The sequence below is a fragment of the Hymenobacter telluris genome, from assembly GCF_017313265.1.
Classification (GTDB): Bacteria; Bacteroidota; Bacteroidia; order Cytophagales; family Hymenobacteraceae; genus Hymenobacter; species Hymenobacter telluris.
Genome location: NZ_JAFLQZ010000008.1, coordinates 20849 through 39829, shown reverse-complemented (window position 1 = coordinate 39829; position 18981 = coordinate 20849). Strand labels below are relative to the sequence as shown.

Sequence of the window (18981 nt, the reverse complement as noted above, 5' to 3'; positions counted from 1 at the left end):
AGATACTTCAATCCCGCTTGACTGCTGGTTTCAGCGCCTCGGTTGCACCGCCATACGCCTGCTTTTACAACTCCCCTGCGCCAGCTTTTCCCTTAGCCGGAAGCAGCACCCACCCTCCCAATATGTCGTGCAAAACCCCTTGCGGCTACTTCTTTAGCTTCAGATACACCCCAATTCCCCGGTCCGCCCAGCCTACCTGCCCAAGGTCGTGCAGCAGGGCATAGAGCTGGCGGGCGGCAGCCAGGTTGCCCCAGCGGGTGGCCTGCCGCAGCTCCCAGCGGATACGTACCGCCAAAGCGTCCCACTCGGCGGGTGTGCGGCATAAAGCGGCGGCTTTGCGGCAAATGAGCACAGTGGAGGCCACCAGTGGGTCGTGGGGGCGGTAGGTCTGGGCGGATTTGGACCGTGGGTGCAGGCGTTTTTCAGTTAGCACCTCATCCTGAAAATAAAACTGCCAGTGGCGGGAAGCGCGCACCCAGAAATCGAAATCCTCATACGCCAGTGTTTCGTCGTAGCCACCCAGGGCTTCCAGCGTAGCCCGCCGCATCATCATGGAAGGCGCGCTGATAAAGAAACGGCGCAGCACCTGCTCAAACACCCACCCCGACGCCGGCGCGGGGTGCAGCTGCCCCGCCGCCGTGCGCGCGTAAAACAGCCGCTGCAACCGGCCGGCTTCATCAATCAGCCGCACGTTGGAATACACCATGCCATAATCGGCGGGAAGCTGCTCGAATACAACTACTTGCCGGGCCACGCGCTCCGGCAGCAGCACGTCGTCGGTGGCAAAGTCGATGACGTAGTGGCCGTGGGTACGCGCCAGGGCCTGGTTGAAGGCAGTGCAGTTGCCCACGTTTCGCTCCAGCAACAACGTTTGCCACCCGGGGTGCGCGGCGGCGTATTCGCGCAGCACGGCCACGCTTTCGTCGGTGCTGGCATCATCTACCAGTATCACCTCCAGGCGGGGGTAGGTTTGGGCCAGGATGGAATCCAGGGCCGGGCGCAGGAACCGGGCGTGGTTGTGGCACAGCGCCACAATGGTAACGAGCGGCAAAACGGCGGCAGCGGACATACGGAAGGGTGCTTCGTTGAGGCGCGGTTGATTTTGTTGGAAGTTGTTTGGGCGCTAGCTCAGGCCCGTTCCAAAATGGAAGGAAGGGTCAGTTCATCACTTGGTTTTTGTACCTTATTTTTTGTTTTTCTAGAAATAAGGTACAAAAACCGGGTACGGTGCTCATCCAGCTTTCCTCACCTTCCTGCAACAGCTTCGTTGTCGGAAAGCTGGTTACAAAGCCGGACCAAGCTTTTTGGTTTCACCGGGTTTCAGGGCCAGTTCCACCACTTTGCTGCCGTAGCGCACCTTGGCGGTAGTGCCCGACACGCTGCGGATAGTAGTGGCAATCAGCTTGCCGTTCTGCCAGCTGAGGTCTACCTCGAAGCCGCCCCGCGCCCGCAGCCCCGTAATACTGCCCGTTGGCCAAGCATCAGGTAGGGCTGGCAGTAGATGAATGGTACCGTCGTGGCTTTGCAGCAGCATTTCACCGATGCCGGCAATGCCCCCAAAGTTGCCGTCAATCTGGAACGGCGGGTGGGCGCAGAACAGGTTGGGGTAGGTGCCGCCGCCTTTGCTGTACCTGGTGTTTTCGAGGCCGGTGAGGTGCAGCAGGTTGCGCAAAAGCTTGTAGGCGTGGTTGCCGTCGTGGAGGCGGGCCCAAAAGTTGATTTTCCAGGCGATGCTCCAGCCAGTGCCTTCGTCGCCGCGCAGCTCCAGGGTGCGGCGGGCGGCCGCGGCCAGCTCGGGCGTGGTCAGCGGGGAAATCTGGCGGCCGGGGTGCAGCCCAAACAGGTGCGACACGTGCCGATGCTGGGGCTCAGCATCTTCCCAGTCCTTGTACCACTCCTGCAAATTGCCTTTGCGGCCCACCTGAAACGGGAACAGCTGGGCCTGCTTTTCCAGCAGCACCTTCCGGAAATCGGCATCCACTCCCAGCGTGGTCGATGCTTCGATGAGGTTGGTGAACAGGTCCCGGATGATGGACATATCCATGGTAGACGCCACCGAAATACTGCCCTTCTCCCCTTTCTCGGTGATAAACACGTTTTCCGGCGACGACGACGGGGCCGTAACCAGCCGCCCGCTCTGGTCGGGCACCAGGTAGTCCAGGCAGAACAGGGCCGCCTCTTTCATCAGCGGGTAGGCCGTGTCGCGCAGGTATTTGGTGTCGTTGGTGAAGCGGTAGTGCTCGTAGAGGTGCTGGCTCAGCCAGGGGCTGCCCATGTTCCAGTTGGCCCAGGTGGGGGCGCCTTTGCCCAGGTCGCCCACCGGGTTGGATGTAGCCCAGATGTCGGAGTTGTGGTGCACCGCCCAGCCTTTGGCGTGGTAGTAGTTTTGGGCGGTTTCGCGGCCGGTTACGGCGGTGTTCTTAATCAGCTCAATGAACGGCTCATGCAGCTCGGAGAGGTTGGCGGCCTCGGCGGGCCAGTAGTTCATTTGGGCGTTGATGTTGGTGGTGTAGTTGCTGCTCCACGGCGGCCGGACGCTGTTGTTCCAGAGGCCTTGCAGGTTGGCCGGCTGCCCGCCAGGGCGCGAGCAAGAAATCAGCAGGTAGCGCCCAAACTGGTAGTACAGCGCCTCCAGGGCCGGGTCGGAGCCACCGTCGGCGTACAGCTTCAGCCGCTCCAGCGTGGATAGGCTGGGCTCGGGGCTTTTGGTTAAGCTCAGCTTCACCCGGTTGAAATACTGCTGATAGTCCTGCACGTGGCTTCGGCGAATAGCGGCAAAGCTTTTGGCCGCGGCTTGGCGCAACTGCTCAGCGGCTAGTTTATGCTCGTCCTTGCCGTTCTGGTCGGGGCATTGGTTGTAGCCGTTGAAGCTGGTAGCCGCCGACACGTACAGCACCGCCTCGGTGGCATTGCGCACGTGCAGCCCCGCGGCGTCGGTACTGATAGTGCCATCGGTGCTGCTGGCTTTCAGGCGCAGCTCGAAGCGCATACCCCGGCAAGAGCCGGCCGCCTCGTATAGCACCGGCTGGGCATTGTAGCGCACATAGTTTGGGTCGGCGTGCGAAGGCGCTTTTCCCCGCATTACCAGCTCCGAGGCCCCCTCAGCCGCGGTGGTAAACTGTAGCTGGCTACTGGCCGCTACATCGAAGGTGAGGCTGCCTTTCTTGCTGCTTTTCAACTGCACAACAAGTACCTGGTCGGGAGTGGAAACCAATATTTCCCGGCTGTAACGGATGCCGCCCACAGTGAACTGCGTGCGGGTGGTGGCCTCGGAAATGTTCAGGTCGCGGTAGTAATTGGTGGCGGTGCCCGCCAAGGCTTGCTTGATAACCAGGTCGCCGAGGGGCATGTAGGCTTCCGTGTACAGGCCCTGAAACTTGTGGCACAGCTCCTCGGCCTTTTTGTAGTCTTCCTGAAACAGCGCCTGCTGAATTTGAGGCAGGTAGCTGGCGGCCGCAGGGTTAGGATTGAGGTTGGCCGGCCCTCCCGACCAAAGGCTACTTTCATTGAGTTGAAGCAATTCCTCGTTGACTCGCCCAAACACCATGGCCCCCAGCCGGCCGTTGCCCACCGGCAACGCCTCGGTCCAGGTGGCGGCCGGCTCCTTGTACCACAGCTTCAACTGCTGCTGCGCCTGGCTCACCGACGACAACAAGCTCATAATCAACCCACCAGCCAGCCACAGAATGTTCACTCTACGCATGAGAACAAGTATTTGGTAAGAAAAACCACTACAATTAACTGCCAGCCGACCCACAGTAAGCGCCGGAAGGTATCAAGAACTACACAGGTGCCGCCTCACCGCCGCCAGTACGCCCGGAAATACCAGCCGACCCACAGCAGTAACAGCCCCTGCCGGACCACCGAGGCCCACACGGCCCCCAACAGCCCCAGCCGCGGCAGCAGTACCGCCAGCGCCACCACGTACAGCCCCGCCGACACCGCCTGCACTGCCACGAAACGTCCTACCCGCGCCTGCGCCGTGAATAGCATAACAAGCGGCCAGGCAGTAAACCGAAACCAATCGGCGAGCAGCTGGGGCGCCAGCAGGTACGAAGCCGCCGTGAAGCGGGCCTCAAACAGCAACGGCAGCAGCCAGTTACGCAGCAGATACAGCAGCAGCAGCCCTATTCCGGCCAACGGCACCACCAGCCGCAGCACCGTGCGTACCCACTGCCGCTGCGCCGCTGGTTGGGTGGCCAACGCGGCCAACCTGGGGTAATACACGCTGCTCATGGTGGCGGCCAGCACCATCGTGTAGTTGTCGCTGAGCTTAACCACGGCCTGCCACAAATCGGTGCGGCCCATGCCGTACTGCCGCACCAGCAGTTCCCGCACCGCAAAGTCCACGGCCTTGCCAAATAGCAGCAGCCCCACGGCCATCAGCAGGAAGTTGCTTAACCCCCGCAAGGCCAGGCCGCTTACCCGCAGGCGCAACGGCGGCAGCAACCCCGCCCGGTACCCCAGCCACAGGGCCGGCAGCAGCATACTGCCCTGCCCAAACAAATAGCCCAGCAGCGCCGTGGTAGTGGAGCCGCCAGCTAGTAGCACGGTGGCCACAGCAGCCGGTGCCAGCACGCTCATCGTTACGTTCAGCGCCACGTACGCCCGCAACTTACTGGCCGACAGCAGCAACGTATTCAGCAGCGCAAACGCTGTGAGTAGCGTGAGGCCCACTCCAAACCACAGAAACCAGCCGGCCGTAGGATGAAACACGCCCGCCAACGCCCCCGGAGCCAGGCTCAGCGCCAGCAGAGCCAGCAGCAAAGCGCCACAATTCAGGACCACCGCCGCGCCCAGCCACGCCCGGTAGCGGGAGTTGCCGGGGGTGAGCGGGGCCAGGTATTTCACCACGCCCACGTGCGTTCCGTCGTTGGGCAGCATCGTGAGCATGGCCAGCAGGTTCTGGAAATGGGCCAGCAGCGTCAGGCCGCCGGGGCCGCCGTACACGGCCAGTAGCTTGTTGAGTAGCAATGCCCCCGCCCCCCGTGCCACTACCACTACACCCGAACCCAACGAACCCCGTACAAAGCGGCGGGTACCCGAGGCGGGAGCAGTTTCCGAGGTAGGCGTTGGGACAGGTGGCATCGGGGGCAAAAGTAGCGGACTTTCCTGCGCCTCTTGCCTACGGCTACCTCTGCCACCCACCACAGCTGCGGTTGCCGCCTGCGCCGTACCTTTCAGGGCTTTCAATGCTTCTATGGCTTCTTCTTCCCCCTCCGATCAGCTGGTTGAGCAGAAACCAGTTCCCGACGAACAAAATCTTTCCTCGGTAGCCGACCGGTCAGCTACGCAGCTGGCCCGTGAGCAGCAGGTGGGCAACCGCCCCGGCACGCTCACTATCCGGGAGGGCTCGTACAAGCCGCGGCTGTTTTTGCTTTCCTTCGACGAGCAGCACTACACCGAAAACGAGTACGCCAGCTACGACGAGCTGCTGACCGAGTTCCGGGCCCACCCCGAACTGCGCCACTGGATTGACGTGCGCGGCTACGACGACCTGCCCCTGATGCAGCGCCTCATCGACGATTTTCAGTTGCACCCACTTCAGATGGAAGACGTGCTGGGCGACTACCAGCGGGCCAAGGTGGACGTGTTCGATGACAATCGCCTGTTTCTGGTGTCGCGCATGACCGAGTTTACTACGCTGCTGGAAATCGACGACGACCAGCTTTCCTTGTTCACCGGCCCCAACTACGTCCTCACCTTTCAGGATGACTACCATGACTGCCTGAACACGGTGCGCCAGCGGATTCGCTCCGGCTTCAGCCAGCTCACCCGCAAGCCGCCGCTCTACCTCGCCTACGCCATTACCGACGTGGTGCTCGACCACTACTATCCCACCATGGCCGCCATCGGCGACTACATCGAGAAGCTGGAAGACCGGATTTTGCAGGACCGCCCCGACCGCCGGGTGCTCAACCGGATTCTGCGAGTGAAGAAGGATATTATCCGCTTCCGGCGCCTGGTGTATCCCGAGCGGGAGAAGATTGCCGAAATCCTGCGCCAGCCCGACGAGGTAGTATCGGAGGAAATGAAGATGTACTTCCGCGACAGTTACGACCACGCCATTCAGGCCCTGGAGCTAGCCGAAACCTACCGCGAATCGGTGAGCAGCCTCGTGGATTTGTACATGTCCAACCAAAGCAACCGCATGAACGAGGTGATGAAAGTGCTGACCATCATCAGCTCGATTTTCATTCCCTTGAGCTTCGTGGCGGGCGTGTACGGTATGAACTTCTCGCGCGAAGCCCCGCCGCCCGGTCCCAACCCCGCCAACATGCCGGAGCTGTACCAGCCCTGGGGCTACCCCGGTGTGCTCACCCTTATGGGCCTCATGGTAATTGGACAAATCTATTACTTCTACCGCAAGGGCTGGCTCACGAATAGGTGAAATAGTGAGGTGGTGAAGTAGTGAGGTGGTGAAGTGGTGAGGTGGTGAAGTAGTGAGGTGGTGAAGTGGTGAGTTTGACGTTCCATCTGCGCAAGTGGCGCCGGCAGAACGTCAAACTCACCACTTCACCACTTCACCACCTCACCACCTCACTATTCCACCTTCTACCACTTCACATCCGTGCGGCGCAGCTCCGTATCTACGGTGCGGTAGAGGTGGTAGATTTTGTTGGAGGCATCGTATTCCAGCCCTATGGTGGGGGCGCTGCTTTCAAACGGCTGCCCGCCCAGCAGCTGGCTTTGCTGGTTGTAGATATACGCCTGGCGCGGGCCGGTTTCGGTAACCACGTAGTAGCGCCGGGCAGCATCGAAGTCGAAAAACTGGGTGGACTTTGGCGCCGAGGTCAGAAACTTCCGGCTCAGCAGGCGGCGGCCCGTGGGGTCGAACAAATCGTACTGGCCGCCTTCTTCCCGGCTAACCACGTAACCGCGCTGGCGCTGGTCGGGCACCAACCGAAACACCGAAGTACGGCTCCAGGTGGCCACGCGGGCTCGGCTCAGCACCTCTCCCGCCAACGAAAACGTAATTCGCTCGCCGTGCTGATTGACCACCGTCAGGCGGGTGCGGCCCAGCGTTGCGCCCGTTTCGGCCAGGGCGGTGCTTTGCAGCCGCGCCCCCACACTGATGGGGAAGCCAGGATACACCCCACCTTGCAGGTCGCAGGCATACACGTAGCCGTTTTCAAGCAGCACCACTATCACGTCGCGGTTGCCTACAGTCAGGTACAAAGGCGGCGCGGCCAAGTTGAAATCGAAGCGGCGGGGCTGCCAGCCGGGGTAGGCGTTGCCGTTGGTATCGTAAAGAAATAGGTTGCCGCCGCCACCCGTTACCAGCAGCCGCGGCGGTGTTTTGTCGTTACTGGCTGGTGACACGCTCAGGGCGGTAGCCTGCACCGAATCGGGTAGGTTGAGCGGGAAATTAGGCGCCGACCGGCCGGACACGTTCAGCCAGTGTAGCTGCCCGGCAGTAGCCAGCAGATACCCCGGCTGCCCGGCCACCGTACGCCGCTGCATACTGCCAATCAACGGCCCCGGCAACGAGTCGGACCAGGCTACGGCGTTTTCGGGCGTGACATAGTGCAACACCTGGGCGGCGTCCTGCACCAACACGCCGGAGCGCGTGGCCCCTACCGGCACCAGCATGGGCGCGCTGCTGAGAGGCGTTTTGAAAGTAAGCACCGCCCCAGTTCCATTGGCGCCTTGCGTTTGCGCCACGGCCGGCCCCACCGCCGGGTGGCGCAAAATCAGCTCGGTGAAGTATTGGGCGCCGGTTTCTACTTCGTTGCTGGCGGGCACAAACTGCAAGGCTATCTGCGGGAAGCGCTTGAACAACACTTCATTGCGCAGCAGCCCGGCCCGCCGCTCTTCTACCAACCCCCGCAGCAGCAGATTCCAGGCATTGCGCGTATCCACTATCACCCGCAGCCGAGCCAGGGGCTGGGCTTCCTGCAAGAAAGCCACCTGCGTAGGCGAGCGGGCCCACACCTCGCCGGCGGCCACATCGGTCAGGAGCTGGCGCAGGCCGGCGGCGTCTTCCCCGAACACCAGGTAGTTGCCAACCACCGCCACTACCGGCTGCCGGAAACCCGCAAACAAAGGCCCCAGCAGTTGCGCGGGCAGTTCGGGCACTCCGGTGGTATATAACTGATAAGGCCCCACCCGCTCGAAAGCTGGACTGGCGCCCACGGCCCGCCGCAGCTGGCCCAGCAACAACGCCTGCCGCGCCGGCTGCGGGCACCACGCCAGCGCCAGCCGCACCGGGCTTACCCGCGCCGACGACTGCGTGAGGTAACACATAGCCACCTCCTGCCCCAGCCCTGCCGCCAGACTATCGAGCAGCGGATTGATACCGACGGCCACTGTATCCGGAGCAGCGGGCGGGCGGCGGGGGCCGCGTAGTGCTTCCACCCGGCCTACGCTCAGGTGTACCAGCAAGGCAGTGCGTAAACTCAGCACGTCGGCCATGCGCAGGCGCTGGGCGGGTTGCCCGCGCAGTTGCTCGTGCAGGCTGCCGGCAGCTGTTTCCGGATTGGCAAAGCCTTTGAACACCATCTTGTTGCCCACCAATTTCATTTCCAGTTGGCCATTGCGGGCCAAGCTGGTAACTGCCCCGATATCCGGCACCAATTCTCGCCGGAAAAACACGCCCAGCAGTTGCGGCAAGCGGCGGTAGTTTACGAGCAGCGTAGCGTCCACGTCGCGCAGCCGAAAGAACTCGGTGCTTTGGAACTCGGCGGCTACGGTGGGTTGGGCAGGGCCCGCTACACGCCGCACCACGGCCTCTACCAAGGCGGGGCTGGTGCTCACCAGCAAGTGGTTGCGGTAGTTGAAAAACGTAACGCCCCGGCCGGTACCCGTTTCGTTTATTTGCGTCAGGACCGTGCCTTCGTAGTCGCGGGTGGTTACCTGGAAGTGTGCGTCGCGGGCAAGCGCATCGGTGAGGCTGCGCACCAGCCGGTATTCTCGCACGCTCAGGATGGGCACTTGCAGCAGCAAGTCGAACTGGTTGGGCTGGGTGACGTGCATGGACATCAGCACGTTTTTGCGCCCCAGAAAACGTTCTACCACCTTACGCCCACCCGTCAGGCTATCCACCAGAGCCACATTGTCCTGCAAGGCTTCAAAGTAGCGCACGGCCAGCAGGTTGTCCCAGAGTTGGGTTTCCTTGAGGTGGCGCACCAGCATGGGATGGTCGCGGGTGGCGGTTACCAGCACGGCATCGTCGGGTACCAGCGCCCACGGATCAACGGGCACGGCCGCAATGGTGCGCCGGTAGTACACGTAGGAGGCCAGGGCCGCCAGCAGCAAGAGGGCAGTCAGAAAGGCAAGTAGCTTTTTGGACATACGGCAGTGCCGGAGGGAGGGCGGCAAAAATAGGTATTCGGCAGCAGGTGGTGGCAATCTGTAGTCTCATACGACGAAACTCGTCCAAGGCCTATTTTCGCCGGCTGTTTCCCTGGCACCCACTGTCCGCACACGAGGGGCTCCGGTGCGCTTCACCTGCTGCCGATGTTACGGCGCTTGAACCGCTTCTTCAACGGCCGAAGCGCGCTCTGCCAACGAATCTGTTTATCTTCAGGCCATGGCTTTATCTCGTAGGAAACCGGTTGCAGCCGAAGCTGCACGTAGGTGGTGCCGGTTGGACAGCAGCTGGCCGTATGCGCTGTTGTGGCTGGGGCTGCTTCCTTTCTGCTTCAGCTTGCGCGAGCCCGAAACGCCGGATGCTGCCAGTGACTACCTGGCCCCCACCCAGATTGACATTCTCCTTACCAACTTCACTACGGCCGTACAAACGCTGAACGTGGTGAACTACGAGCGGAGCTTCAGCGGTCCGCAGTACCGCTTCGTGCCCGACCCTACTTCGGCCGGCACGGCCGCCAGCCTGTTTGCCAACTGGAGCGTGAGTGAGGAGCGCGACTACCTCACCAGCCTGCGCCGCCGTTCTTCTGCTTCGCCCCAAAACCAGCTCACCCTGTCGGGCCGCCGCGACCAATTTTTCACGGCCGATTCGGCGGAGGTGTCGGCGCTGTATCAGCTGCGCATCGTGCAAACAGATACGGCGTTCAAAGCAACGCTGCTGGAAGGCAACATTCGCCTGCTGGTTCGGCGCCGAAACAACGAATGGAAAATAGCCGGCTGGCGCGACCAACGTACCTCTACTGCGCTAAGCTGGACGGACTTGAAGAAGTATTTCATCCGTAACTAGGCGCGCTCCTCTTAACCGAGTGACTGCCTGACTCGCTCTGGCGGCTCAATACGACGAGAAAACCTGCAAAATCCTATATAAATTCTTCATTTTTAAATACTTTAGCTGGACTGCTGACTTCACTCATGCCCGCTGACCCACTCCCGTCGTCGTCTGCCAACAACCATCTGCGCGTGCTGGGGGCCAGTTTGGCTGTGGGCGCTATCCTGGCGGGCTGCAACCCCTTCGCCCCTGGCCTGGACGACATGCCCACCGACCCCAACCAGCTGCTGGGCAACCCCGTAACGGTCCGCGGCTTCTTTGATAGGTTCCGCAGTGCTTATCAACTGCGCGATTCCACGCTCTACGGCCAGCTGCTGGACCGGCGTTTCAGCTTCACGTTTCGGGATTTTGTGGCCAACGTGGACCGTACCTGGAACCGCGACGTGGAAATAGCCACCACCTACAAGCTGTTTCGGGCGGCGCGCACGTCCAACCTGCAATGGACTCAGTACCTGCCTACCTCCGATACCCTGTTTTCGGATACGCTGGTGTACGTGGACCGGGCTTTCCAGCTTAGCATCGAGCAGCGCGACAATCAGCAGTTCCAGGGCGCCGGCTCGGCCCGCCTGGTGCTGGTGCGCAAGCAGAAAGGCGACCCGTGGCGCATGCGCAGCTGGTACGACCGGAGCGAATTTTAACTAGGTTGGGCAGTATTATCGAAGACCATGCGGGCATTTGTAGCCCCGGTCACGTAACGGTTGCCTTGTAGGCCGGTAGCCATACCGCCCAACTGATTTGGCTCTGTAAGGGTGTTGGCGTTGCTGCTTCTCGAGCTCCGGGCTAGGCCTAGCTTGCCACCTCTGCGTACTTTGCGGCATGTCTGATTTTCGTTTGCGTGTATTTGCCGCTGTGGCCCGGCACCTGAGCTTCACCAAAGCCGGACAGGAGCTGTTTATCAGCCAGCCGGCCGTTACCAAGCATATTCGGGAGCTGGAAACCGAGTACAGCCAGCGCCTGCTGGAGCGGCGCGGCAACCGCGTAACCCTCACCGAGGCCGGCCGCCTGCTTCGGGCCCACGCCGAGGCAGTAGCCGCCGCCCAACAGGTGCTCACCGCCCAGCTGCTGGCCCTGCGCAACCCCGACGAAACCGCCGGCCGCCTGCGCCTGGGGGCCAGCACTACCCTCAGCCAATACATCCTGCCTGGCTTGCTGCCCGCTTTTCAGGCCCGCTATCCGCAGGTGCAGCTGACGTTGCGCAATGCCAACTCCGAGCAGGTAGCCGATGCCCTGTTGCGCGGTGAGTTGGACGTAGGATTTGTGGAAGGCCGCACCAAAAGCCGCGACCTGCACTATGAGCTGCTACTCCCCGACGAGCTGGTAGCCGTGCGTAGCGCCCGGCTAAGCCAATCGCCACCGCCCCCTAGCACGCTGGCCAGCGCGCTGGCACATCCACTGGTGCTGCGGGAGCGAGGCTCGGGCACCCTCGAAATTCTGGAGTTTGCGCTACGGGCGCAGAAAATCAAGCTCAGCGACCTAACCGTAGCCATGTATCTGGACAATACGGAAGCCATCAAAAGCTACCTCGAAGCTGCTCCGGATGCGCTGGGTTTCGTGTCGCGGCGGGCGCTGGACCGGGAACTGGCCGCCGGTATTCTGGAGATAATACCGGTGGTGGGGCTGCACTTGTCGCGGCAGTTTGAGGCGGTATGGGTACAGGGCCAACCGCTAACCCGTGCCGCTCAGCGGTTTATGAGTTTTGCCCAGGAGCAGCTACAGCAACCCCGCTAAGTCATAACTTAAATCAAACCCAACCGCCTCATACCTGATAACCAATAGCTATACCTGATAACATATAAGTATAACTATACAAAGAAGCTGGGCTGTAAGTTTGCAACAGTAATTGCCTCTGCTTCTTCATGGTACTCCCGACCAGCCAAATTCCTCCTCAGCCGCCCACTTCAGCTCCAGCACCACCGTCCGCGCAACTACTTGCTCCTGACACAACCAACAGGCCACCTCATCAGCAAGGCAAACAAACAGTATTTGCATGGGCTCCAACTTGGCGCCAAGTTGCATTCGGGGTACTTCTGTTGTTTTGCCTTACTCCCTGGGCTTCGCCGCCGGTAGCCCTGGCCTTGGGCTTGTTGCTGGCGCAAACAGTGGGCAATCCTTTCGCTTCCCACATCAAGTCTCTCACCCCTAAGCTATTGCAGTTCTCAGTTATCGGGTTGGGCTTCGGCATGAATGCACACGTGGCGGTACAGGCGGGACAACAGGGACTGCTTTTCACGGTGGCGTCTATCGGCGGTACTCTCTTGCTGGGCTATTTCGTAGGACGGTGGCTGGGCCTCAGCCGCCACGTAGTATACCTGATTTCGTGCGGCACCGCTATTTGCGGAGGCTCGGCTATTGCGGCCGTGGGGCCAGTTCTGCGGGCCAACGACGAGGCCATGTCGGTTAGTTTGGCTACGGTGTTCGTGCTCAACGTTATAGCACTTTTTACTTTTCCGCCCATCGGCCATGCTTTGCACCTCACGCAGCATCAGTTTGGCTTGTGGTGCGCCATTGCCATCCACGATACGTCGTCGGTGGTGGGAGCTGCTGCTGCTTACGGCAACGAGGCCCTGCAAGTAGCTACTACCGTAAAACTGGCACGTGCCCTCTGGATTATTCCGGTGTCTGTTGGTTCGGCCTTGCTATTCAAACAGAAGGGCATGAAAATCAAGATTCCCTATTTCATACTGGGTTTTGTTGGGGCCATGCTGGTCAACACTTTCGTGCCCGCCGCCAAACCACTCGGACCCGTGCTGGTGGGCCTGGCCAAAATAGGCCTTACAGTGACCTTATTTTTCATTGGTGCCGCACTGTCGGGGCGCGTGCTGAAGTCGGTGGGCAGCAGGCCCTACGTGCTGGGTGTGGTGCTGTGGATTGTGGTATCGGCCGGTTCGCTCTACGTTATTCTGCGGGCTGGCTAGCCATTATCACTCATTGGCCCAAAGCAGTACGCCACAAAGTAGATGGCACGCAACAGGCAGACCCAAAGCCATTCAGCAAGAAATAGCCGCCATGCAAGCCGGAGCGTTCCGGAATGCTGCATGGGGCAAAGCCAGGGCTGGGCGCAAAGCGGCTAGATAGTCTCTGTTAAATCCGACTATCTTTCCATCCCAAACTCTGACTCTTCCTTTATGTCCGAACCACAAGGCCACTTTCAGCGGGCCATTACGCTCTTTGACGCCATCATGATTGTAACCGGCAGCATGATTGGCTCCGGTATCTTTATCGTTTCTGCCGACATCTCGCGGCAGGTAGGTTCCAGCGGCTGGCTGCTGGTGGTTTGGGTCCTGACGGGATTTATCACGCTGGCCGGGGCCGTGAGCTACGGCGAGCTGGCAGCCATGTTTCCGAAGGTGGGCGGGCAGTACGTGTATTTGCGCGAGGCCTACAACAAGTTGGTGGCGTTTCTCTACGGCTGGTCGTTGTTTCTGGTGATTCAGACCGGCGTAATTGCGGCCGTGGCGGTGGCCTTTGCCCGCTTCACCGGCGTGTTGCTGCCGTGGTTCAGCCAAACGAATATCTTGTTCAGCATCGGGTCGTTTCATTTCAACTCGGTGCAGTTGCTGGCCATTCTTATGCTGGTGGGCCTGACGTGGGTGAACTCGCGCGGAGTGCGCGGGGGCAAGCTGATTTCCAATATCTTCGGGAGCACCAAGCTGGTTGCCTTGGCCTTGCTCATTCTGTTTGGGCTGGCCCTCGGCATCAATGACCAGGCCGTGGACCTCAATTTTCATGATATGTGGCGGGCGGCCAGCTTTTCGCCCACCGGCCAGTCGGTGCCGCTGAGCACCTGGGGCCTAGTTGGTGCCATTGGGCTGGCCATGACGGGCTCATTGTTTAGCTCGGATGCCTGGAACAACATCGGCTTTTCCGGCGACGAAATTGTGCGGCCCGAGCGGACCATCGTGCTGAGCATGGCCATTGGTACGGGCATCGTTACGGCGCTGTACCTGCTCATCAACCTGGTGTATCTGCTGGTGCTGCCCCTGCACGGCGACCCTACCGCCGCCGCCACCGACGTGGTGAGCCGGGGCATCATGTACACCAACAACGACCTGGTAGCCACCGCCGTAGCCGAAAGCATACTGGGCCGGGCCGGGGCGTACGTCATGGCCGTTCTGATTATGATCAGCACGTTTGGGGCCAACAACAGCATCATTCTGAGCGGTGCCCGGGCTTACTACGCCATGGCCAAAGACGGCCTGTTTTTTCCGGGTATGGCCCGCCTCAACAAGGCTGGCGTACCGGGCGTGGCACTGTGGGCGCAGTGCTTGTGGGCCTGCGGCTTGTGCATGTCGGGCTCGTATGGGCAGTTGCTGAACTACGTAATGTTCTCGGTGATACTGTTCTACGTTATTACCATCATCGGCATCTTCATCTTGCGCCGCACCCGCCCCGACACGCCGCGGCCTTACCGTGCGCTGGGCTACCCGGTTATTCCGCTACTATACGTGGTGCTGGCGTCGGCCTTCTGCGTGGTGCTGCTCGTGTCGCCGGCTACTGCCAAAGACTCGGGTATGGGCTTGCTGCTGGTGGCGCTCGGCGTACCGGTGTACTTCCTGTTTGGCAAGCGGTTCGGCGCTCCTCAATAAAGCGCTATGCAGCAACTGAGAGCAAAAAAAAGCCGCGCCCGGTATTCGGTGCGGCTTTTTTTGTTGCTCTCAGCACTGAACCGGTAGGCTAATCTTCTACTGGTTTTGCAGGGCCGCTGGGAGTACTTTCCCCGAATTTCTGGTCGCGGGTACGTAGCTGGTGGTCCAGCTCAACGCTGCCCTCCGACTCAAAGCCGGGGCCGCTGGAATTTTCGCCTGAGTTGCTATGGTCGTTGCCGCCCTGCGGCTCAGTTTCGCTGCCGCCAATGTGTAAGTTGTTTAGCTGGTCTTTCTGGTTGCTGCGCTGGGTGTAGCCCTGGGCCCCGGTGTTGCGCTGAGCCGAAGGGTCGTTGGCTTCTTTGCCATTACTTTGGTCGGCTTTGTAGTCTTTTTCTTTTTCCAGCTCTTCGTTGTAGGGTCCGGGCTGGTTGTCCGTTATTTCACTGTTTTCTTTGTCGTTATCGTTGACTTCGTCTTTACCGAACAATTTATCTAGTATCATGGTCGTGAGAATTGAGGTGAGGTACTACCTGGTTTCTCTTACGCGCCGATGATAGTGAAGTTGTATAGCACAAGCCGTAGCGCGCGTTGTTCAGCACGCTTTCAACCGGTTACCCATTGCCTGGCAGGCCTCACAGCTAGCCGGCAACCCGTTCAGAACACTCATTTACAGTGCACCAATAAAAAAATACTTGAAAGCCAATACAATAGACTAATTATGTAGCTACAGTATAAAGTATTCAAACTTATACATCTCAGCAGGATTTGTATAGGGCACCTTCACTGTAAGCGTGGTATCGTCTGCCAGCAGCCTATGTTTCCTAAGCAATTGTGGGCTGCGTGTTTCCAGCAGTGTTGATGGTTCGGCTCCTTCCAATTCTCATGCTAACTGGCGGGTCATTGAGCTGCCCGTTGTATCTTTTTCGCCTATGCACTTAGTTATTATCGGCAATGGAATTACGGGCGTAACGGCAGCTATTACCACTCGCCGCCTACGCCCGGAGGCGCGGATTACCATTGTATCCGACGAAACCACCCATCATTTCTCCCGCACGGCGCTGATGTACGTGTACATGGGCCATTTGCGCTATCAAGACATCAAGCCGTATGAAGATTGGTTTTGGCAGGAAAACCGTCTGGAACTGGTGTATGCCACTGCCACCAGCCTGGACACGCAGCGCAAAGAGCTGCTTTTAAGCAACCAGCACACCCTGTCCTACGACCAGCTCTTGCTGGCTACGGGCTCTGTGAGCCGCTTTGCCAACTGGCCGGGCCAGCACCTGCGCGGAGTGCAAGGACTATACTCTCTGCCCGACCTGGCTAAAATGGCCCGCGAAACGCACAACATCCGGCACGCCGTGGTAGTGGGCGGGGGCCTGATTGGAATTGAGTTGGCCGAAATGCTGCACTCACGCGGCATTCAGGTTACGTTGCTGGTCCGTGACGAGCACTATTGGGCCTCCGTACTGCCCAAACCCGAAGCCGAACTGGTGAACCAGCAGCTCCAGGCGCACCACATCAACGTCCGGTACCGCACCGAGTTGGCCGAACTGCTACCCGATGCCGAGGGCCGGGTGCGGGCCGTGCGCACTACCACTGGCGAAGAGTTAGTAGCGCAATGGGTGGGCATAGCCACCGGCGTAACGCCCAACCTAACCTTGGCACAAACCGCCGGCCTGGATACCGACCGGGGCATTCTGGTGAATGAGCTGCTGCAAACCAGTGCCGCCGGCGTGTTTGCGGCCGGCGACTGCGCGCAGCACCGCCAGCCAGGAGCCAACGAAACCGCCATTGAGCAGCTCTGGTACACTGGCCGCGCCCAGGGCGAAACCGTGGCCCATACTATTTGCGGCCAGCCGCTGCCTTACCGGCGCGGTGCCTGGTTCAACTCAGCCAAGTTTTTTAATCTGGAATACCAGATCTACGGCCGCGTGCCCGTAGTGCCAGTGGCGGGCGAAGAGTCGTTCTATTGGCAGCACCCAACCACCTGGCATGCGCTACGCATCAACTTCCGGCCCGACGCTAACTTTGCCGTCACGGGGATGAATGCTATGGGGTTGCGGCAGCGCCACGATGTGTGGCAAACCTGGCTGCAAACCAGTACGCCCGTGCACACTGTCTTGCAGGAGTTGAGCGCCGCCAATTTCGACCCGGAGTTTTTCCGGCAGCACGAACCCGCTATTATCCGGCAATTCAACGAGCAGTTTCCAGCGCACCCCGTAACGCTGAAACGGCGCCGCGGCCTGCTGAGTCGTTGGCAGCTATTGGCTGGCCTCTCAACCGTACCGTCCTCTGGCCGTTAGTACGGTTTTCATATTCTCAATAAAGGCTACTTTCACTTGCCAACGCCATAGGCTTTCACTTGCCCCCGATGGATTTCAACAAATTATACCGCCCCAGCGCGCTCAACAGCTTTCAGTTTATTGCCGTCACGGGGTTGGTAATGAGTGCCGGAGCCCACCTGATTCTGCACTACTTCACCAACTCCACTCCGGTGGGTTACAACTGGCTGTACGTGTGCTGGACGGCACTTTACTTAGGTGGGACGCTCCTCAACCTGTTCGGCAAGCCCGACGCTCCGCACCACCACCACCATCATGACCATGACCACGATGACGACCATGACGAGCATCTGCATTAGCTCAGTTCGTCAGACCCTTTTTCACTGCTTCACTTCCTAGCTAAGCTTCTAAAGGTCAGCACACAGCATTAGCACGACTCACGCTCTGGAACGGGTGTTGCGCCAAGGCAAACCAGTGAAGTGCGTACCGCTCAGCGGCCATCTATTACCTCTCGTTTTATGAGTTCCACGTCTACCTCTCCCCTCATCCTAACGCCGCCGCCCGTTCCACACACATCGGGCGTTGAAAAAGCGCTGCTCACGGGTGTTGGGGTGGGTTTGGTTGCGCTGGCTACAGTGGCTTTCGACGCCGATGCGCAGCGGGCTAAAATTTGCTTCTGGGTGGCGCTGGCGCTGATCAGCATTGGTACGCTAGGCTGGGCCTGGTGGAAGTTTGGGCACCAACCGGCGGGAGTACGGCAGGATAATCTGTGGCTGCGCGGCAGCACTGGGCGGGGTGCCATAGCCTGGCTGACGGCCGTGGTGCTCACCGGTTTCTACGTGGTGCTTTACTGGTTCAGCAGCCCCGACGACCAGGGTAACTTCGGGCCACTCAACCAGTTGGTGCACGCCCTCGACCCGTTCAGCCAAGCCCTGCGCCACAAGCCATCCGACCAGTGGTTTCTGTACGGCACTTTCTACACGCTGGCCGTGCTGATAATGGGCGGGCGGGCCCTGTGGAAATACCGCCACTCACCGTACCAGCGTATTCGCACGGCTTCGGTGATGTTCTTTCAGCTGGGGTTTGCCTTTCTGTTGCCGGGTTTGCTGTTGGCTTTTCAGCGGCCCGAGTATTACTTCAGCTATTTCTGGCCCCTGAAATACGATTACCTGTTTCCGGGCACCGTGGGGTACCTGCTGAAAGATGGCGGACCGGGACTGGGGGTGTTTATGGTGTTCTGGGGTGCGGCTATTTCTTTTATAGGCACGCCTATTCTCACCTATTTCTACGGCAAGCGTTGGTATTGCTCGTGGGTGTGCGGCTGCGGCGGCCTCGCCGAAACCGCCGGCGACCCTTACCGCCACCTCTCCGACAAAAGCCGCACCGCTTGGCGTTGGGAAGTACGCATCATTTACACGGTGCTGGTGCTGATTGTGCTGCTGACGGCGCTGCTATGGCTGGCCGCTTCGGGCGCAGTGCCTGCCTTGCAACCCATCACCGATCCACTGTCCCGAGCTTATGGCTTTGCCATCGGCTCGGTGTTTTCGGGCGTGATTGGGGTGGGGTTCTACCCTTTGCTGGGTAGCCGGGTGTGGTGCCGGTTCGGGTGCCCGATGGCGGCGTATCTGGGGTTGTTGCAGAAGCATTTCTCCCGCTTCCGCATCACCACCAACGGTGCGCAGTGCATTTCGTGCGGCAACTGCTCGAACGTGTGCGAGATGGGCATTGACGTCAAGCAGTACGCCCAGCGCGGGGAGCCCATCATCCGGGCCGCCTGCGTGGGCTGCGGCTTGTGCAGCACAGCCTGCCCCCGTGGCGTCCTCAACCTCGAAAATGGCCCGCGCGAAGGCCGCTACCAAGCCAGCCCACTCATCCACCCCGACTCACTGCGGATACTGAGTTGATTGGGTGATTA

14 protein-coding genes are annotated in these 18981 nt (G+C 60.1%); 9 read left to right on the top strand and 5 right to left on the bottom strand.

All coding sequences use genetic code 11. The features are described 5' to 3' along the window. Nucleotides 1–145: 145 nt before the first annotated feature. From J0X19_RS13295 to J0X19_RS13285, 3 genes are all read right to left on the bottom strand, one after another. Entirely contained in the window at nucleotides 146–1069 is a 924-nt protein-coding gene (locus J0X19_RS13295) for a glycosyltransferase family 2 protein (RefSeq protein WP_206984859.1), read from the bottom strand. A gap of 213 nt (nucleotides 1070–1282) precedes the next feature. After that, a complete protein-coding gene (locus J0X19_RS13290; RefSeq protein WP_242582590.1) occupies nucleotides 1283–3703 on the bottom strand; it encodes a glycoside hydrolase family 95 protein in 2421 nt (806 codons plus the stop codon). A gap of 95 nt (nucleotides 3704–3798) precedes the next feature. Then, nucleotides 3799–5088 carry an MATE family efflux transporter gene (locus tag J0X19_RS13285; protein ID WP_206984858.1) on the bottom strand — a complete coding sequence of 430 codons (1290 nt, stop codon included), beginning with the start codon at nucleotides 5086–5088 and terminating at the stop codon, nucleotides 3799–3801. A gap of 112 nt (nucleotides 5089–5200) precedes the next feature. On the opposite strand from J0X19_RS13285, the gene corA reads away from it, so the two are divergent. Continuing rightward, nucleotides 5201–6391, top strand: a complete 1191-nt coding sequence (gene corA / locus J0X19_RS13280) for a magnesium/cobalt transporter CorA (protein WP_206984857.1) — start codon at nucleotides 5201–5203, stop codon at nucleotides 6389–6391. 164 nt (nucleotides 6392–6555) lie between these two features. Here corA and J0X19_RS13275 read toward each other — a convergent pair whose 3' ends face one another. Beyond that, complete coding sequence (locus J0X19_RS13275; RefSeq protein ID WP_206984856.1) at nucleotides 6556–9294, bottom strand: hypothetical protein; 2739 nt, start codon at nucleotides 9292–9294, stop codon at nucleotides 6556–6558. 355 nt (nucleotides 9295–9649) lie between these two features. Between J0X19_RS13275 and J0X19_RS13270 the strand changes: the two genes are divergently transcribed. The 5 genes from J0X19_RS13270 to J0X19_RS13250 all read left to right on the top strand — a co-directional run bounded on the left by J0X19_RS13270 (nucleotide 9650) and on the right by J0X19_RS13250 (nucleotide 14784). After that, on the top strand, nucleotides 9650–10156 hold the full coding sequence (locus tag J0X19_RS13270) for a hypothetical protein (protein WP_206984855.1): 507 nt from the start codon (nucleotides 9650–9652) through the stop codon (nucleotides 10154–10156). 125 nt (nucleotides 10157–10281) lie between these two features. Continuing rightward, nucleotides 10282–10836 (top strand): hypothetical protein, encoded by a 555-nt coding sequence (locus J0X19_RS13265; RefSeq protein ID WP_206984854.1) that lies wholly within the window; start codon nucleotides 10282–10284, stop codon nucleotides 10834–10836. 178 nt (nucleotides 10837–11014) lie between these two features. After that, nucleotides 11015–11926, top strand: coding sequence for a LysR substrate-binding domain-containing protein (locus J0X19_RS13260; RefSeq protein ID WP_206984853.1), 912 nt, complete (start codon nucleotides 11015–11017; stop codon nucleotides 11924–11926). A 302-nt stretch (nucleotides 11927–12228) separates the two neighbouring features. Next, nucleotides 12229–13113, top strand: a complete 885-nt coding sequence (locus J0X19_RS13255) for a YeiH family protein (protein ID WP_242582587.1) — start codon at nucleotides 12229–12231, stop codon at nucleotides 13111–13113. 210 nt (nucleotides 13114–13323) lie between these two features. Then, complete coding sequence (locus J0X19_RS13250) at nucleotides 13324–14784, top strand: APC family permease (RefSeq protein WP_206984851.1); 1461 nt, start codon at nucleotides 13324–13326, stop codon at nucleotides 14782–14784. Nucleotides 14785–14872: 88 nt separating this feature from the next. Here the strand turns inward: J0X19_RS13250 and J0X19_RS13245 are convergent, their stop codons facing one another. Continuing rightward, on the bottom strand, nucleotides 14873–15286 hold the full coding sequence (locus J0X19_RS13245; protein ID WP_206984850.1) for a hypothetical protein: 414 nt from the start codon (nucleotides 15284–15286) through the stop codon (nucleotides 14873–14875). A gap of 427 nt (nucleotides 15287–15713) precedes the next feature. On the opposite strand from J0X19_RS13245, the gene J0X19_RS13240 reads away from it, so the two are divergent. The 3 genes from J0X19_RS13240 (at nucleotide 15714) to J0X19_RS13230 (ending at nucleotide 18970) form a co-directional block, all read left to right on the top strand. Further along, on the top strand, nucleotides 15714–17087 hold the full coding sequence (locus J0X19_RS13240; protein WP_206984849.1) for an NAD(P)/FAD-dependent oxidoreductase: 1374 nt from the start codon (nucleotides 15714–15716) through the stop codon (nucleotides 17085–17087). Nucleotides 17088–17155: 68 nt separating this feature from the next. Continuing rightward, entirely contained in the window at nucleotides 17156–17425 is a 270-nt protein-coding gene (locus tag J0X19_RS13235) for a hypothetical protein (protein WP_206984848.1), read from the top strand. Nucleotides 17426–17584: 159 nt separating this feature from the next. Next, nucleotides 17585–18970 carry a 4Fe-4S binding protein gene (locus J0X19_RS13230; RefSeq protein ID WP_206984847.1) on the top strand — a complete coding sequence of 462 codons (1386 nt, stop codon included), beginning with the start codon at nucleotides 17585–17587 and terminating at the stop codon, nucleotides 18968–18970. Nucleotides 18971–18981 lie beyond the last annotated feature (11 nt).

Bases quoted from the DNA above. Each gene is read 5' to 3' on its own strand.
- J0X19_RS13245 (WP_206984850.1), bottom strand. From the start codon at position 15,286: ATGATACTAGATAAATTGTTCGGTAAAGACGAAGTCAACGATAACGAC.
- corA (WP_206984857.1), top strand. From the start codon at position 5,201: ATGGCTTCTTCTTCCCCCTCCGATCAGCTGGTTGAGCAGAAACCAGTT.
- J0X19_RS13295 (WP_206984859.1), bottom strand. From the start codon at position 1,069: ATGTCCGCTGCCGCCGTTTTGCCGCTCGTTACCATTGTGGCGCTGTGC.
- J0X19_RS13250 (WP_206984851.1), top strand. From the start codon at position 13,324: ATGTCCGAACCACAAGGCCACTTTCAGCGGGCCATTACGCTCTTTGAC.
- J0X19_RS13260 (WP_206984853.1), top strand. From the start codon at position 11,015: ATGTCTGATTTTCGTTTGCGTGTATTTGCCGCTGTGGCCCGGCACCTG.
- J0X19_RS13290 (WP_242582590.1), bottom strand. From the start codon at position 3,703: ATGCGTAGAGTGAACATTCTGTGGCTGGCTGGTGGGTTGATTATGAGC.
- J0X19_RS13230 (WP_206984847.1), top strand. From the start codon at position 17,585: ATGAGTTCCACGTCTACCTCTCCCCTCATCCTAACGCCGCCGCCCGTT.
- J0X19_RS13240 (WP_206984849.1), top strand. From the start codon at position 15,714: ATGCACTTAGTTATTATCGGCAATGGAATTACGGGCGTAACGGCAGCT.
- J0X19_RS13285 (WP_206984858.1), bottom strand. From the start codon at position 5,088: ATGCCACCTGTCCCAACGCCTACCTCGGAAACTGCTCCCGCCTCGGGT.
- J0X19_RS13275 (WP_206984856.1), bottom strand. From the start codon at position 9,294: ATGTCCAAAAAGCTACTTGCCTTTCTGACTGCCCTCTTGCTGCTGGCG.
- J0X19_RS13235 (WP_206984848.1), top strand. From the start codon at position 17,156: ATGGATTTCAACAAATTATACCGCCCCAGCGCGCTCAACAGCTTTCAG.
- J0X19_RS13265 (WP_206984854.1), top strand. From the start codon at position 10,282: ATGCCCGCTGACCCACTCCCGTCGTCGTCTGCCAACAACCATCTGCGC.